Source organism: Variovorax sp. LG9.2 (assembly GCF_035018885.1).
In the GTDB taxonomy this organism is placed as follows: Bacteria; Pseudomonadota; Gammaproteobacteria; order Burkholderiales; family Burkholderiaceae_C; genus Variovorax.
This window is the reverse complement of the sequence record NZ_JASJXB010000003.1, coordinates 155535-170959: the sequence shown is the minus strand read 5'-3', so window position 1 is coordinate 170959 and position 15425 is coordinate 155535. Positions and strand designations below refer to the sequence as shown.

Here is a 15425-nt window from a genome sequence, read left to right as displayed (position 1 = left end):
ACGGCAGCGGCAATGCCTAGGCAGAACCCGTGCTGCAAGATGCCGCCCATGATCGAACTTCCCCACAGCCCCGCCGCCGACCGCAACAAGCAACCCATCCTCGATGCGCTGAGTCGGCTCCTGGGAGCGGGCGGCAATGCATTGGAGATTGCTTCCGGAACGGGCCAGCATGTCGCCGCATTCGCGTCGGCTCTGCGCCAATGGGTCTGGCAGCCCACTGACGTCGACGCCAACATGTTGCCCGCGCTGGCGAGCCGCATCGAGGACGCGGGGCTGCCCAATCTGCGACCGCCGCTTCTGCTCGACGTGACGGCGCCTCAGTGGCCGTCGCACGGCGCGGCCTTGACCAAAAGCTTCGACGCGATCTATTGCGCCAACATGTTGCACATCGCGCCGCCCGCCGCATGCGCCGGCCTCATGCGAGGGGCAGCGCGGCATCTGCTTTCCGGCGGAATGCTCATCACGTACGGTCCGTACTTCGACGAAAGCCCGCCGGCGCCGAGTAACCGAGCGTTCGATGAAAGCTTGCGTGCCCGCAATCCGCTCTGGGGAATCCGACGCTTGAAGGATGTCGCGGCAGAGGCCCAGCGCCACGGCCTCGTGTTGCGTGAGCGGCACGAGATGCCCGCGAACAATCTGCTGCTGGTCTTCGTGCTCGCGTGAGACCGAGGAGGTGCTTCAGAATGCGTACATGGACCAGCGATCGAACGATGTTGCAACCCTGACCGACTCGGCACTGGCAGAGGCCGCGTTCATGGAGCGACGCAAGGCCGCGCAAGGGAATTTCTACGCGCTGGAGCGCGCGCAGGAGTTGGAGAGCGAACTGCGCCGTCGCGCGGGCATCGTCAGCACTCTGGGCGCGCCGCTCGCGTTCGCGCGACCACGGCGGGCTCCGTGGTGGCGCTTCTGGTAACGCGATTGCGCGGCTGAGCTCAGACGATGTCGAAGCGATCCAGGTTCATCACCTTGGTCCATGCCGCCACGAAATCAGCGACGAACTTCTGCTTCCCGTCCGAGCTTCCGTAGACTTCGGCGACAGCGCGCAGCTGCGCGTTCGAGCCGAACACCAGATCCGCGCGCGTTCCAGTCCACTTGACTTCGCTCGTCTTGCGGTCGCGCCCTTCGAACTGCTCACCAGCACCGGCGACAGACTTCCACTCCGTACCCATGTCGAGCAGGTTGACAAAGAAGTCATTGCTCAACGTGCCCGGCTTGCTGGTGAGAACACCATGCTTTGAGTTTCCGGTATTGGCGCCGAGCACCCGCAGGCCACCGACGAGCACCGTCATTTCGGGCGCCGTAAGCATCAGCAACTGCGACCGGTCGATCAACATGGCTTCAGCGCTTACGCCCCAGCCTGCCTTCATGAAATTGCGGAAGCCATCGGCTACCGGTTCCAACTGAGCGAACGAATCCACATCGGTTTGCTCTTGCGTGGTGTCCATGCGCCCCGGCGTGAAGGGCACGACGACGCCGCCGCCTGCCGCTTGTTCCACGCCGACACCGCCGGCCAGCACGATCAGGTCGGCCACAGAGACCTTCTTGCCGCCGTTTTGGGCGCCGTTGAATTCGCTCTGGATGCCTTCGAGTGTTTTCAGAACCTTCGACAGCTGGTCTGGCTGGTTGACAGCCCAATCCTTCTGCGGGGCCAGTCGAATCCGTGCACCGTTCGCACCGCCGCGTTTGTCGGAGCCGCGGAAAGTCGAAGCCGACGCCCAGGCGGTAGAGACCAGCTGCGCGTTGGTCAAGCCCGATGCCGCGATCTTCTTCTTCAGGGTTTCGATGTCTTGTGCATCGACTACGGCGTGGTCGAGCGCAGGAATCGGGTCCTGCCAGATCAAGACTTCAGCCGGCACGTCGGAACCGAGGTAGCGAACGCGTGGTCCCATGTCGCGGTGCGTCAGCTTGAACCAGGCGCGGGCGAAGGCGTCGGCAAACTGGTCGGGGTTCGCGAGGAAACGACGCGAAATCTTTTCGTAGGCTGGGTCCGCGCGCATCGCGATGTCTGTGGTCAACATCATCGGAGACAGGCGCTTCGCAGGGTCGAATGCATGCGGGATCGTGCCGGCGCCGGCGCCGTTCTTAGGCGTCCACTGGTGCGCACCTGCTGGGCTCTTCGTCAGTTCCCATTCATATGCGAACAAGTTTTCGAAGTAGCTGTTGCTCCACTTCGTCGGTGTGGTCGACCAGGTGACTTCAAGGCCGCTGCTGATCGCATCGATGCCCTTGCCGGTGCGAAAGCTGCTCTTCCAGCCGAGTCCTTGTTCGTCGACGTGGGAGCCCTCGGGCTCGAATCCGACGTGCTCCGTGGGGCCTGCACCATGGGTCTTGCCGAAAGTGTGGCCGCCGGCGTTCAATGCCACGGTTTCCTCGTCGTTCATTGCCATGCGGCTGAACGTTTCGCGGATGTCATGGGCAGAGGCGGCCGGGTCGGGATTGCCGTCCGGGCCTTCGGGGTTGACGTAGATCAAGCCCATCTGCACCGCGCCGAGCGGCTGCTCGAGCACACGCGAGTGCGGTACTTCGCTGTTGTCGTCTGCGGGCAGGACACCGTGCGTCTTTTCGACGCCCGGCGAGCCCTGTGCATAGCGGATGTCGCCACCCAGCCACTTGGTTTCACGGCCCCAATACACGTCCTGATCGGGTTCCCACACGTCCACGCGGCCACCGGCGAAACCGAAGGTCTTGAACCCCATGCTCTCCAGCGCGACGTTGCCCGTGAGGATCATCAGATCGGCCCAGGAGATCTGGTTGCCGTATTTCTGCTTTATAGGCCAGAGCAGGCGACGCGCCTTGTCCAGATTGGCGTTGTCCGGCCAGCTGTTGATGGGCGAGAAACGTTGCTGACCGCGGGCTGCACCGCCACGACCATCGCCGATGCGGTAAGTGCCGGCGCTGTGCCATGCCATGCGGATGAAGAGGCCGCCGTAATGACCAAAATCGGCTGGCCACCAGTCCTGCGAATCGGTCATCAGAGCAGTGAGATCCGACTTCAGTGCGGTCAGGTCCAGCTTCTTGAATTCTTCGGCGTAGTTGAAGTCGGGTCCCAGCGGGTCTGACTTTGACGAGTGCTGATGCAGCAGATCCACGCGCAATTGATTCGGCCACCATTCACGGGTCGTCGTGCCGGCGCCGGTGGCCTGGTTGAAGGGACACTTCGCTTCGCTCTTTTCACTCATGGGGATGCTCCTGTGGTTTTCAGTACGGGTGGGGAGCAAATTCTGTCGCAGAAACTGGGCAGAAGCGAATAGGACTACCTAATGCCAGTGATAGCGGGCGGGTCCTGCGCCACGATGCGTCGCCGATGCGCAAAGCGAACTACCGTGACGCCGGCCCGTGCGTGCCGCAGCGAAGGCATGACCAACACGCAATCGTCATACGGCGTCAAGATTGGCTCGCCACCGTTGATGCCGATCACGGTGCCCGCTGCGGGGATCACCTCCAGCCCCTTCAAAGGCCTGACGAACTCGACCCCCCCGGCGCGTGCGACGACGCCACCGGTAACCTCCAAAATCCACGGCTTGGCCACGTCGGGCAGCCGCCATGTCGGCAGCATATTTTGAGCATCGGCTTCGTCGACGATGCCCGATGCCAGCAGAAAGCGCAGGCACTGATCCTGCGCCAGGTCGCGGCTTCGCAGGTCACCATGAAAACCGCATTCCACCAACAGCGAGCGGGCACCGGCGGCCACGCCGTCAGCACTGCCGAAGCGGCCATAGTCGCGCATGCGAACACCGTCTTTGTGCCCTGCGTCGACCACGATGTGCTCGGCGGCTTTCATCTGCACCGCAAGTTCGATGTTCGCGGGCTGAAGGCCGCTCAGCGTCAATGGCGGTCCAGGTTCATGCATCGAATGGAGGTCGAGCAACCAGTCGGCTTCGCGCACGAAAGGCTCGAGCGCTGCGGCCCGACGTCGCTCAATGGTCACAGGCTCCGCCAGGCGCTCGAGCGACCATTGGCGGTTCAGGTCTTCGTCCACGAAGCGCGATGCGTCGTGGTTTGCTGCGTCGAAGCGATCGAAGGCTGCGAGGTTGCACAACGCCAGTGTCAGCTGGCCGCGGCGCGGACGCACGCCGGCTTCAAGCAGCCCTTTCAGCGCCCAGGCGCCGCAAAGTTCGTTGCCATGCACCAGCGCCGAGATCATCACGTGCCGCCCCGGCGCACCACTGTCGAAGCGAAAGACGCCTTCGACGCCAGTGTTGCCGACGCGCCAAGGCGTGATGTCCGGAGCCGTTAGCGCGAAAGCGGTGATGTCTTGCATGCTGACTTGTCCTAGATATTGCGAACGGCACGATCTTGCAGCAAGTGGCCGACGCTCGGCCTCGGAGGCTTATGTCGCCATGTTTCTTTGAGCGCCCGACTGTGCCTTGCGAGCTTGGTAAACGGCCATCCCGATTCCGGCAACGCTCCCGGTGAGCGCCTGGACCGACAGCCCTTTGGTCGGTAAGAAAAGGTCGAGTGCGATCAAGCCGCTGCCCAGAACGCACGCCACCGCGACACGCCAGCGCGGTGCCGCAGCCCAGCCACCCAGCACGAAGCCGAGGTGGCTCAGGAGTGAGCCCAATGGCTGGAGCAAGTACACGAACGCCATATCCTCATCCCCGATGTGGAAGACGCCGATGAAGGCCCGCAAAAGCCAGGTTAGAGCGAGCAAGCCAAGCAACGCGAACGGAAGCACCGCGGCCCATCGCCCGATATCCGGCCAGGTTCGCATTCCCTTGAAGCCGCCGCTGTCGTCGATGCTGAGAAAGCTTGGCTTCTTTGTTGGCTTCGGGCTGGGCGACTCCGCGTTGCCCAGTTTCTTTTTGACTCGGACGAACAAGGCGACAACGACGGCGATCATCGCCAGGGAGACGAGAAGGGAGAGCGTATTTGGCATGTTGGTCAATGCCCGCATTGGTTGGACGCTTCAACCGTCTTGTTGCGCGCGTTGGACCATGCAGTGGCGGCTGGGGCGATTGCCTGACCGTCGCCGGCCTCGACGAGTCCCGCTAACGTGCGGGTCGCACCCATGAGCGAATCGACCGACGACTTGTACATCTCGCACACCGGGTCCCACGCAGGCTTGGCCTTGGCGTCGCGCTTCATCGTGCCGAGTTCTGCGTTGGCGAGGCTCAGTGCCTGCAGCGGCGCTGCGATGGCTGCGACTTGCGTCTTGTCGGACAGACCGGCTTTCACCGCGGTCGTGAGCTTGCGCACTTCGAGCGACACCTTGAGCTTGTGGAAGCGCACCGTGCCGGGCGTGAGCGAGGCCAACTCGGCCTCGTCGCGTTTGAGCGTTTGCTTTGAGAGGGCGATGCCGAACACGCTGGTCGCCTTGCCGGCAGCGATGAGCGCTGCCACGAACGGACCGTCCATCGCCCGCGCTTTGACACCCTTGTCGCTCAGGTATTCCTTGGTCTTCTCGTAGGTGTCGGCTTCTTTCAGCAGCGGGTTCAGTCTTTCGAGCGCGGCCTTGAGCGCCGTGGCTGGTTCGTCGAGTTCCGGCAGTGACTCGCTGATCGCCGTCGCCCGGTCGAAGGCCTGCAATGGCGCGTCGACATCGTTGCCAATTACCCGGTAACTGTCGAGCGGCGGATTTCCCTTGGCATTCATCTTCGGGTTGGACTGGCGATAGTCTTTGAGGATGTTGCCGAAGTCGTGCCATTGAAGCAGCTTGTTGTAGGCGACCACATAGGCGTTGAGTTTCTCGGCCTCTTGCTTTTCCGGCACCACGAGGCCGGCGAGTTTGGGTACAACGTCGGGCTTGCAGGCAGCGAGTGAAAGGGTGAGGGCAAGAGTCGCCGCGCCACAGGCGAGGCAGACACAAAGGCGCGCGGCGGAGGCGCGCGGTGATACCGACATGACCGTCATGAAATTCCTCCTGAATCTTTTTGTATGAGCCGGGGACTCTACACAGCGCACACCTGCTTTTGCCCATAGTCACGTGCCTTTGTCGACGGTTTCACAGAGAGCCTGTGCATCTGGTGTGCCTTTTGACTTTTGCTGCGCTCACTACACTGAACCCCATGCGCCAAGCCACCCACTTGCATCGCGATCCAACTCGCCTCACTTCCTATTTCCAGGGCGGCTCTGTGATGCGCAGCCGAAGCGTGAGCGACATCGTGTTGTCGGCCGTCCTCGATGTGCCTGCGCCTTCAGGGAGGTTGATGGCCGACTGGGAAAGAGAGGTCTCTGCGCGCCTGGGCCTCGAACCCGGTGATGTCGAGCCTTTGCCCTTGACGCGCGCACGTGCGCGCTGGCCGGACTACAAGTACTGCGTTCAGGCGGCATCGGACTGGACGCGTGCGATCGGACTCGAAGAGGTCATCGCCACCAGTGACATCGCGCTGATGGCGTGCCGCGGCGCGAGGTACCACCATGACGGCGCGCAATACGGTGGTGCCGCTTTCTGCAATCTCTTCCTGAGCGAGGACAAGGGGCTCGACGTGCACTTCCCGGTGAGCGGACATCGCATTCCGCTGGTCAGGGGCACGGTGCTGGTATTCGATACGGGCCAGCCGCACGCGGTGATCAGGCGCGACCGCGGCGGCTTCAATGCAGCCGATTTCGCATCCGATCTGGATTGCACTCAAGTCTTCCTGACATGGGAACTTCCGATCGAAAACATCGATGTCGCGCGCGCACTGGGAGTCGACTTCGACATCGAGCCTTCGATCGCGTCACGACTGGAGGAAGAGCAAGTCTGGTGGAACGACGCGCCAATGAGCGTATGCCCGGAATCCGGGACTTGTCAGTTGCCGATGGGCGTTGGCGGTGCGCATGGCAAGTGAAAGACATTGAACTGTTCCCACCGGCCGGCACCTGCACGACAAAAGCGGATGTGGCCACGGCGCAATATCGCAGCTATCTACATCGCCCAGATCCGGGGCGCCGCCGCGCGCAGTGCCCACACTTCCGCGCGCCACGCCAGCCACACCTGACGCAGCAACTGCATAGCCGGCTCCACAACCGGCGCCAGCACGCGCAGCACGATCACCTGCGGCTGCGGACTGGTCGTGCCGACCGATTCGCAGAGGCTGTGCGCATCGCTCAACGCGCGCGCAATGTCGAGCAAGGTATCGCGCCGTGCCTTCGGCATGGGGGACCCACTGATGAAAAAGAGCGACGCCATGCAGCGGTTGCCAGCCAATCCGATGGGGCTCTGGAGCAACCGCCGGTCGGCCGCGTCGATGCGCCCGCGCTCCAGCCATTTGCCGGGCACTTCGATGTGCTGCAGCAGCGTGCCGCGGTCGAAGGGCCGGTTGGCGTGCGGCAGGCCGAGGGCGGTCACGTCCCAGCCGATGAGTTCGGCGCCGGGTGCGGCATCGATGGTGATGTGGTTCTCGGCGCGGCAGCCGCTGTAGCAGATCGCCTCCAGCGGCAGCCATTCGAGGCGTGCCTCCGGTGCCAGCGTGAGGTGCGTTCGTTGCAAAGCCAACTCACCGTCGGAGCGATAGAAGCGCGATGCGCCGGGCGTCGTGATCAGGCCGTGACTGCCGCCTGCGACCTTGACGTCGATGTCGAGCGTGTCGCCGCCGACCAGTCCGCCGGGTGGGTGGACCAGCACGTTATGGCACACCGCATCGCCTTCGGGATACAGGCTCTGCAGGATGCGCAGTGGACCGTCGTGCCTGAAACGGGCGACGCTGCGGTTTTGTTCGTTCTGGTAGTCGAGATGAAGTCGGGCGTGCCAGGGCATGAGGTGAGTCTACGGGGCCGGCTTGCGGCTACGCCCCGTCCGCGCCCTCGTGCGCCGCAGCGGCATCGTGGATCAACGCGGGCCCGATGCATTCGATGGCATGCGGCGACGCGCTGAACACCGCGCGGCACGACATCGCGTTCATGCGCCGCTGGGCGCTGTCGCCGTGATACTTCTGCATGCGTGTCGCGTCGAGCCCGTACACCACGCGGCCGATGCCCGCCCAGAAGATAGCGCCCGCGCACATCACGCAGGGCTCGCCCGATGCGTAGAGGGTCGCGGCTGCCAGGTCGTCCCGCGTCACGCCGCGATCGGCCAGGGCGCGGATGGCGTTGAGTTCCGCGTGGCCTGTGAGGTCGCCGGTTTCAGCAATGTTGTTGAAGGCCTCGGCCAGCACCTCGTTGCCCGCCGAAACGATGACCGAACCATACGGCTGGTTGCCGCGGCGCCGGGCCGCATGCGACCATACGATCGCCTTGCGCAGATAGCGGCCATCGCGCTCGTCGAGCTCGTTTTCTTCAGGAAAAGCGGCGTTGGAATTCATGGTGTGTCTTTGTGCTTCCGGGCTCGGACACGCAGGACGCATGCCAATAGCCGGGCGTGCGTGTTGCATATCGGTGCACGGGAGCGCGAAGAGCGTTAGCCTTCCAAAAGAGAACGCCCATTTCAATTCAACCCAACACCGGACGTCATCGACATGGTTACACGCGGATTCACCGGGCGACGGCCCACGGCGGCCTTTGCCAACCGCTTGCCGCCGGGCCAGTTCGAGACGGATGACTTCCCGGTGTTGTCGAAGGGGCCGGCGCCTCGCATCGACATGGCTGCCTGGCGGTTCACTCTGAGCGACGGCCCGCGGCCTTTGAAGCGCTGGACCTGGGACGAGTTCATGGCGCTGCCTCGCACTGTGTGGCAAGGCGACATCCACTGCGTCACCACCTGGTCGAAATTCGACACCCGTTGGGAAGGCGTGACGATCGACGATTTGCTGACCGACGCCGGCATCGCGGCGCCCACGCCGTGGCTGCTTGCGCTGTCGCTCGACGACTACGACACCAACGTGCCGGCCGCCGATCTGCTCGGCGGGCGTGCCATGGTCGCAACGCATTTCGATGGCCAGCCGCTCGCGCCAGAGCATGGCGGCCCGGCGCGCTTGCTGGTGCCGCACCTGTACTTCTGGAAGAGCGCGAAGTGGATCAAGGGACTCAAGTTCACCGCGCGCGACGAAGCTGGATTCTGGGAACTGCGCGGCTATCACATATACGGCGATCCCTGGCGTCAGCAACGCTATTCGGACGATCCTTGATGGAAGCCAGCGAGCCGAAGGGCCCGTGGCGTGAGGCAAAAATACAGCGCATCGCGCCGCTCACGCCGCGCATCAAAAGCTTCTTTCTCGATGCGCCTTCGCTGGCGTCGCAACTGGCTTCGCACGGGGCGGGCCAACACCTCGATGTGCGACTGACTGCGCCCGGCGGCTACGCTGCACAACGCAGTTATTCGATCGCTTCGGCCCCCCGCGTGGGGCCCGTCGAACTCATCATCGAGAAGCTCGATAACGGTGAAGTCTCGCCTTTCTTCCACGATATCGCCGAGGTCGGCGACAGCATCGAAGTGCGCGGGCCGCTCGGCGGGCACTTCGTCTGGCGACCGGCCGATGGCGGGCCGCTGTTGTTGATCGCAGGCGGCTCAGGCATCGCGCCGTTGATGGCGATGGTGCGTGCGTGGGCTGCCGAGCCCACCACAACGCCGGTGCTGCTGCTCTGTTCCGCACGCACTGCGGCGGACCTTCCATTCCACGCCGAGTTGCTCGCACTCGAAGCGACGCGGCCCGGCTTCACTTTCGTCGCCGTGACCACGCGCGAGCGACCGCCGCGGCTGGTCGATCGGGGTCGACGGCTCGATGCCGGTGCAATAGCCGATGTGCTTGGCGACTGGAACAACGCACCGCGTCATGTGTTCGTCTGCGGCGCCAACCGGTTCGTCGAAGCGGTGGCCAACGGACTGGTCGATGCCGGCGTGCCGGCGACGCGAATCAAGACCGAGCGCTACGGCGGCGCTTGACGCCAATGCAGACGTGTCTCAGGTGCCGCGTTTGTCTTCATTGCGATCCCAGAAGCCGCGGTGCGTGGCGATCATTTCATCGGCCAGCACCGGCACCGGACCGATCACCTCGACCGCCTTCTGCCCGCTTGCGAACACCTCGCGGCACGGCAGGCTCAAGGTCGGGTTCTCGGGGTGGTCGCCGGTGAGCGCGAGCAGGTCGGCTTCTTCGGCGCCGTAGACGATGCGGCCGATGTTCGCCCAGTACGCGGTGCCCGCACACATCGCGCACGGCTCGAAGGTCGTGACCAGCGTGCACTGCCACAGGTAGTCAGCAGGCCAGTTCTGCGACGCGTGGCGCGCGAGCGTGGCCTCTGCATGATGGACAGTGTCGATGTTGCCCTGCTCGGCCAGTACCGTCTCGCCGTCGGGTGCGATGAGCACTGCCCCGAACGGGTGTCGGCCCATCGCCATGGCGCGTCGCGCGACTGCATCTGCCCGGCGCAACGCTTGCGCTATCTGTTCATCGGTCATTCGTTGATCACGTGTGGATCACTCATTCTGCGAGCCTCTGTGCGCCCAGCCGGTCGTGTGCTTTTCAATCACGCTGAAGAGCTCGTACATCGCCATCGCCATCGCGCCGACCACCATGAGGCCGGCAAAGGCCAGGCCCATCTGCATGGCCGAGCCGGCGGAGATCAGCAGGTAGCCTATGCCTTCGTTGGCGGCCGTCATCTCTGACACGGTGGTGCCGACGAAGGCCAGGGTGATTGCGACCTTGAGGGAAGCGAAGAAGTACGGCATGGAGCGCGGCAAGCCGATCTTGATCAGCACGTCCCAGCGCTTGGCGCCGAGCACGCGCAGCACGTCTTCCAGCTCTGGCTCCAGCGTCGCGAGGCCTGTCGCGATGTTGACCATGATCGGGAAGAAGCTGATCAAGAACGCGGTGAGGATGGCCGGCCCGGCACCGATGCCGAACCAAACGACAAGGATCGGCACGAAGGCCGCCTTGGGCAGCGCGTTGAAAGCCGTCATGAGCGGGTACATCGCCGCATACGCCAGTCGCGAGCTGCCGACCACGAAGCCGAGCAGCACGCCCACCACGATCGCCAGCCCGAAGCCCGCCATCGTGACCCAGTAAGTGCGCCACGCATGGCCAGCGATGATGAGCTTGAACTCCCAGAACTGCGTCCAGATGCGCCACGGGCTCGGAAAGATGAACTCCGACACGCCGAAGCCGTCGCAGATGATTTGCCACAGCACCAGAACCGCGACCAGAAGTAGCCACGGCGACCAGCGCTCGATCTCCTTGCTGTTCTTCATCATGGTGTCACCACCGTCGATGACTTGGCCGCGGCGCTGATGCCGGTATTGCCTGTACTTCCCCGTATAGCGCCGATGTGGCTGCGCAACTCGAGCACGATATCGGTGAACTCCTTGGTGTAGGTGAGTTCGAGTTCGCGTGGACGCGGCAATTCGATCTCGCGCTTGACGACGAAGCGGCCGGGGCTCTTGCTCATCACGTACACCGTGTCGGCCAGAAAAGCGGATTCGCGCAGGTCGTGCGTGACCAGGATCACGTTGAACTGCTGCTCGGTCCAGAGGTCGCGCAGGATGCACCAGAGCTCCTCACGCGTGAAGGCATCGAGCGCGCCGAAGGGCTCGTCGAGCAACAGCATCTTGGGTTCGTGAATGAGCGCTCGGCAGATGCTGGCGCGCTGCTGCATGCCGCCCGACAGCTGCCACGGAAACTTGTCTTCATAGCCCGCCAGCCCCACCTTCTGCAGCAGCTTGCGGGCGCGCTCGACGTACTCTTTTCGATTGCGCTTGAACGACGAGCGATAGGGCTCGACGATCTCCAGCGGCAGCAGCACGTTGTCGACCGTGGTGCGCCAGGGCAGCAGCGACGGCGCCTGAAACGCCATGCCCGAAATCTTGAGGGGCCCGGTGACCGGCGAACCGTCGATGCGGATGCGGCCCATCGACGGCATGCGCAGCCCAGTCGCGAGCTTCATGAAGGTCGATTTGCCGCAGCCCGAAGGCCCGACGATGGCGATGAACTCGCCACGCTTCACCTTGAGGTCGATGGCTTCGACCGCGAAGTGATTGGCGCGCAGCAGCTCTTCGTTGTAGGCGAGCCAGACGTCCTGGAAGTCGACGAAAGGGGCGTCCGGTCGGCCAATCGGACCCGCAGTGCCGGCCGTCACTTCTTCAGGACGTTGAGCTCGGCCGCGGTCGGCAGCAGCGTGCCGTTCCATACGGCATCGGGGCTCACGCGGGTCTTGGTATTGAAGGCGTCCGACACCTGCGATGCCATCAGTGCCATGCGGCCGGCGTTCACGTTGCCGAAGCCTTCGGCACGCGCGTCGGGCGTGTTGATGACAGTGTCGATGGCGAGTTGCAGGCGTCGCGTTTCGAGCTTGCTGTCGATGATGCCGTCCCGCGCCTTCACCGATTCGATCGCGACGGTCGGGCTCGCGATCACTTCCTTCATGCCCTTGGCAAAGGCCGCGAGAAACGCCTTCACCGCCGCCGGGTTTTCTTTCAGCAGCTTGGGGGATACGACGATGGCATTGCCATAGAGCTTCACCCCGTAGTCGGGATAGGGCAGCACCACCACGTCGGCCGCCTTGGCGCCGCGCGCTTCGAGGTTGAGCAGCGAGGTGAAGGTGAAGCCAGTGATCGCATCGATGTCGCCGCGCATGAGCATGGTCTCGCGCAGCGCCGGGTCCATGGTGGTCCATTGCACCGCGCCGATGTTGTTGGCCTTGGCGAAGATCGGAAAGGCGCGACGACCGGCGTCGAACACCGGCGCGCCGAGCTTCTTGCCCGTCAGGTCGGCGGGCTTGGTGATGCCGCTCTTCTTCAGCGCCATGACCGACGCCGGCGTGTTGTTGTAGACCATCATCACGGCGATCGGCTTGTTGGGCGCGTCGGGGTTGTTGGCATGGAATTCCATCAGCGCCGCCATGTCGGCAAAGCCCATGTCGTAAGCGCCTGAGGCCACACGCGTCACGGTGCCGCCGGAGCCATTGCCCGCATCGACCGCCACATCCAGCCCCGCCGCCTTGAAGTAGCCCTTGGCCGCCGGATGAAGAAAGAGCGCCGCCGGGCCTTCGAACCGCCAGTCGAGTTGAAACTTGATCGGCGTCATCGTCTGTGCGTCGGCGGCAAGGCCAAAGCTGAGCGCCGAGGCGGAGAGGAAGGTCTGGAGCAGTTGGCGTTTGTTCATTCTGGAATCCGATGAGTGATGCACCGGATTCAAGCAAAAACGGTGCCCGCACGCACTTGGTGCGAACCCGCTCGCGTCTTTTGCGTGGCGCGGCTACTTCTGGATATTGGCGTTTGCGACGGCGAGTGCCGTCATGTTCACCACACGCCGCACCGTGGCTGACGGCGTCAGCACATGCGCCGAGCGCGTTGCACCGAGCAGGATCGGGCCGACCGTGATGCCGTTGCCGCCGGTCATCTTCAACACGTTGAACAGGATGTTCGCGGCGTCGAGGTTCGGGCAGATCAGCAGGTTGGCCGAGCCGGTGAGGGTGCTATCGGGCATCGACTGGAAGCGCACTTCTTCAGACAGGGCGGCGTCGCCGTGCATCTCGCCGTCGCACTCGATGTCGGGTGCCATCTTGGCGAACAGGTCGCGGGCGATGCGCATCTTGCGGGCCGAGCCGCGCTCGGACGTGCCGAAGTTCGAATGCGACAAGAAGGCCACCTTGGGCGGGAGGCCGAAGCGGCGCACTTCTTCGGCGGCCATCATGGCGATCTGCGCCAGTGTCTCGGCGCTCGGGTCTTCATGCACATTGGTGTCGGCGATGAAGAGGGTGTGCTTTTCCAGGGTCAGCGCGTTCAGCGTAGCGAAGCCGGGTCCGCCGCGCTGCGTGCCGAGCAGCTGGCCGAGGATCTTCAAGTGGCTGTCGAAACGGCCGACCAGGCCGCACAACATCGCGTCGGCATCGCCCAGATGGACCATCAACGCGGCGATGGTCGTGTTGGAGCGGCGCACCATCGCCTTCGAGGCTTCCGGAGAGATGCCGCGGCGGCCCATGAGCTTGTGATACGCCTCCCAGTAGGTGCGAAAGCGCGGGTCGTTCTCGGGGTCGACGATGTCGACGTCCTTCTCCAGGTTCAGATGCAGCCCGGCCTTCTTGACACGCGCTTCGATGACCGCCGGCCGGCCGATCAGCACCGGCCGCGCCAGGCCTTCGTCGACTGCCAATTGCGCCGCGCGGAGCACGCGGTCGTCTTCGCCTTCTGCATAGGCCACGCGCTTGGCCTTCGCCAGCTTGGCTGCAGTGAACACCGGCCGCATGAACATGCCAGTCTGGTAGACGAACTGCGTGAGGTGCTGGCGATAGGCTTCCAGGTCTTCGATGGGGCGCAGTGCCACGCCCGACGCCTGCGCGGCCTTGGCGACGGCCGGTGCGATGCGCAGGATCAACCGCGAATCGAAGGGCTTCGGAATGATGTAGTCGGGCCCGAACACCAGCTCCTGCCCCGCATAGGCGGTCGCGACTTCTTCGCTGATGTCGGCCTTGGTCAGCTCGGCGATTTCGCGCACGCAGGCGAGCTTCATTTCTTCGGTGATCTTGCTGGCGCCGCAGTCCAGTGCGCCGCGAAAGATGTACGGAAAGCACAGCACGTTGTTGACCTGGTTCGGATAGTCCGAGCGGCCCGTTGCGATGATGCAGTCGGGCCGCACCGCCTTTGCCAGCTCGGGCCGGATCTCAGGCTCCGGGTTGGCCAGCGCCAGGATGATGGGCTGGCTGCCCATGCTCTTCACCATGTCCTGCGTGACCACGCCGGGCGCCGAGCAGCCGAGGAACACGTCGGCATTTTTCATGACGTCGGCCAGCGTGCGGGCTCCAGTGTCCTTTTGTGCGTAGCGCGACTTCGAATCGTCGAAACCACCGGCACGGCCCATGAAGATCAGGCCCTTCGAATCGACCGCGTAGATGTTGCTGTGCTTGGCACCCAGGCCGACCATCACGTCGAGGCAGGCGATGGCTGCCGCACCCGCACCGGACACCGCGATCTTCACGTCTTCGATCTTCTTGCCGACGAGTTCGAGCCCGTTGATGAGCGCCGCAGCGGAGATGATGGCGGTGCCATGCTGGTCGTCGTGGAACACCGGAATGTTCATGCGCTCGCGCAGCTTGCGCTCGATGTAGAAGCACTCGGGCGCCTTGATGTCCTCGAGGTTGATGCCGCCCAGCGTCGGCTCCAGTGCCGCGATGATGTCGACCAGCTTGTCGGGGTCGTTCTCGGCCAGCTCGATGTCGAACACGTCGATGCCCGCGAACTTCTTGAACAGGCAGGCCTTGCCTTCCATCACCGGCTTGCTGGCGAGTGGCCCGATGTTGCCCAGTCCCAGCACCGCGGTGCCGTTGGTCACCACGCCGACCAGGTTGCCGCGCGACGTATAGACGGCCGCCAGCGACGGGTCGGCCTGGATGTCGAGGCATGGGTATGCCACGCCGGGCGAGTAGGCCAGCGACAGGTCGCGCTGGTTCAGCAGCGGCTTGGTCGGCGTGATCGAGATCTTGCCGCGCACAGGGCTGCGGTGGTACTCGCGTGCGGCGTCGCGCAGTGCTTGTTCGGCGGGGGAAAGGTCGGCTGCCATGAAGTGTCTCCTGGTTCTTTGGGCGAAAGAAACAGGCTACTGCAAAGCATGGTTTCCATGTGTAGTGGAAATACCGTC

General features: G+C 63.9%; 16 protein-coding genes. 5 read left to right on the top strand and 11 right to left on the bottom strand.

Annotated elements, in window-relative coordinates:
• The first annotated feature begins 48 nt into the window (after positions 1-48).
• Positions 49-663, top strand: coding sequence for a DUF938 domain-containing protein (locus QN413_RS04340; RefSeq protein WP_323495419.1), 615 nt, complete (start codon positions 49-51; stop codon positions 661-663).
• A gap of 28 nt (positions 664-691) precedes the next feature.
• Positions 692-913, top strand: coding sequence for a hypothetical protein (locus QN413_RS04335; RefSeq protein ID WP_323495418.1), 222 nt, complete (start codon positions 692-694; stop codon positions 911-913).
• A 19-nt stretch (positions 914-932) separates the two neighbouring features.
• On the opposite strand, the gene katG is transcribed toward QN413_RS04335, so the two are convergent.
• The 4 genes from katG to QN413_RS04315 form a co-directional block, all read right to left on the bottom strand.
• Positions 933-3179 carry a catalase/peroxidase HPI gene (gene katG / locus QN413_RS04330; RefSeq protein WP_323495417.1) on the bottom strand — a complete coding sequence of 749 codons (2247 nt, stop codon included), beginning with the start codon at positions 3177-3179 and terminating at the stop codon, positions 933-935.
• A gap of 74 nt (positions 3180-3253) precedes the next feature.
• Entirely contained in the window at positions 3254-4261 is a 1008-nt protein-coding gene (locus QN413_RS04325; RefSeq protein WP_323495416.1) for a succinylglutamate desuccinylase/aspartoacylase domain-containing protein, read from the bottom strand.
• Positions 4262-4330: 69 nt separating this feature from the next.
• The gene (locus tag QN413_RS04320; RefSeq protein WP_323495415.1) at positions 4331-4888 is read right to left on the bottom strand and encodes a hypothetical protein; all 558 of its coding nucleotides are present in this window, start codon (positions 4886-4888) and stop codon (positions 4331-4333) included.
• Positions 4885-5853: a DUF3829 domain-containing protein gene (locus QN413_RS04315; protein WP_323495414.1), complete on the bottom strand. Its 969-nt coding sequence runs from the start codon at positions 5851-5853 to the stop codon at positions 4885-4887. Before QN413_RS04315 ends, QN413_RS04320 begins: the two co-directional genes overlap by 4 nt.
• A gap of 155 nt (positions 5854-6008) precedes the next feature.
• Here QN413_RS04315 and QN413_RS04310 point away from each other — a divergent pair, with 155 nt between their 5' ends.
• Positions 6009-6773 (top strand): hypothetical protein, encoded by a 765-nt coding sequence (locus tag QN413_RS04310; RefSeq protein WP_323495413.1) that lies wholly within the window; start codon positions 6009-6011, stop codon positions 6771-6773.
• A gap of 77 nt (positions 6774-6850) precedes the next feature.
• Here the strand turns inward: QN413_RS04310 and QN413_RS04305 are convergent, their stop codons facing one another.
• Both QN413_RS04305 and QN413_RS04300 read right to left on the bottom strand, forming a co-directional pair.
• Positions 6851-7681, bottom strand: a complete 831-nt coding sequence (locus tag QN413_RS04305) for an urease accessory protein UreD (RefSeq protein WP_323495412.1) — start codon at positions 7679-7681, stop codon at positions 6851-6853.
• Positions 7682-7709: 28 nt separating this feature from the next.
• Positions 7710-8225: a nucleoside deaminase gene (locus QN413_RS04300; protein WP_323495411.1), complete on the bottom strand. Its 516-nt coding sequence runs from the start codon at positions 8223-8225 to the stop codon at positions 7710-7712.
• Between the two features lie 153 nt (positions 8226-8378).
• Here QN413_RS04300 and QN413_RS04295 point away from each other — a divergent pair, with 153 nt between their 5' ends.
• Both QN413_RS04295 and QN413_RS04290 read left to right on the top strand, forming a co-directional pair.
• Positions 8379-8987, top strand: coding sequence for a sulfite oxidase-like oxidoreductase (locus QN413_RS04295; protein WP_323495410.1), 609 nt, complete (start codon positions 8379-8381; stop codon positions 8985-8987).
• Complete coding sequence (locus QN413_RS04290; RefSeq protein WP_323495409.1) at positions 8987-9742, top strand: ferredoxin reductase; 756 nt, start codon at positions 8987-8989, stop codon at positions 9740-9742. Before QN413_RS04295 ends, QN413_RS04290 begins: the two co-directional genes overlap by 1 nt.
• A gap of 18 nt (positions 9743-9760) precedes the next feature.
• Here the strand turns inward: QN413_RS04290 and QN413_RS04285 are convergent, their stop codons facing one another.
• The 5 genes from QN413_RS04285 to QN413_RS04265 form a co-directional block, all read right to left on the bottom strand.
• Positions 9761-10255, bottom strand: a complete 495-nt coding sequence (locus QN413_RS04285; protein WP_323495408.1) for a nucleoside deaminase — start codon at positions 10253-10255, stop codon at positions 9761-9763.
• Positions 10256-10273: 18 nt separating this feature from the next.
• A complete protein-coding gene (locus QN413_RS04280) occupies positions 10274-11044 on the bottom strand; it encodes an ABC transporter permease (RefSeq protein WP_323495555.1) in 771 nt (256 codons plus the stop codon).
• Positions 11044-11928, bottom strand: a complete 885-nt coding sequence (locus tag QN413_RS04275; protein ID WP_416352133.1) for an ABC transporter ATP-binding protein — start codon at positions 11926-11928, stop codon at positions 11044-11046. The genes QN413_RS04280 and QN413_RS04275 overlap by 1 nt, the downstream gene beginning before the upstream one ends.
• Positions 11925-12953 (bottom strand): ABC transporter substrate-binding protein, encoded by a 1029-nt coding sequence (locus QN413_RS04270; RefSeq protein WP_323495407.1) that lies wholly within the window; start codon positions 12951-12953, stop codon positions 11925-11927. The genes QN413_RS04275 and QN413_RS04270 overlap by 4 nt, the downstream gene beginning before the upstream one ends.
• Before the next feature lie 93 nt (positions 12954-13046).
• Complete coding sequence (locus tag QN413_RS04265) at positions 13047-15347, bottom strand: NADP-dependent malic enzyme (protein ID WP_323495406.1); 2301 nt, start codon at positions 15345-15347, stop codon at positions 13047-13049.
• Positions 15348-15425: the final 78 nt, after the last annotated feature.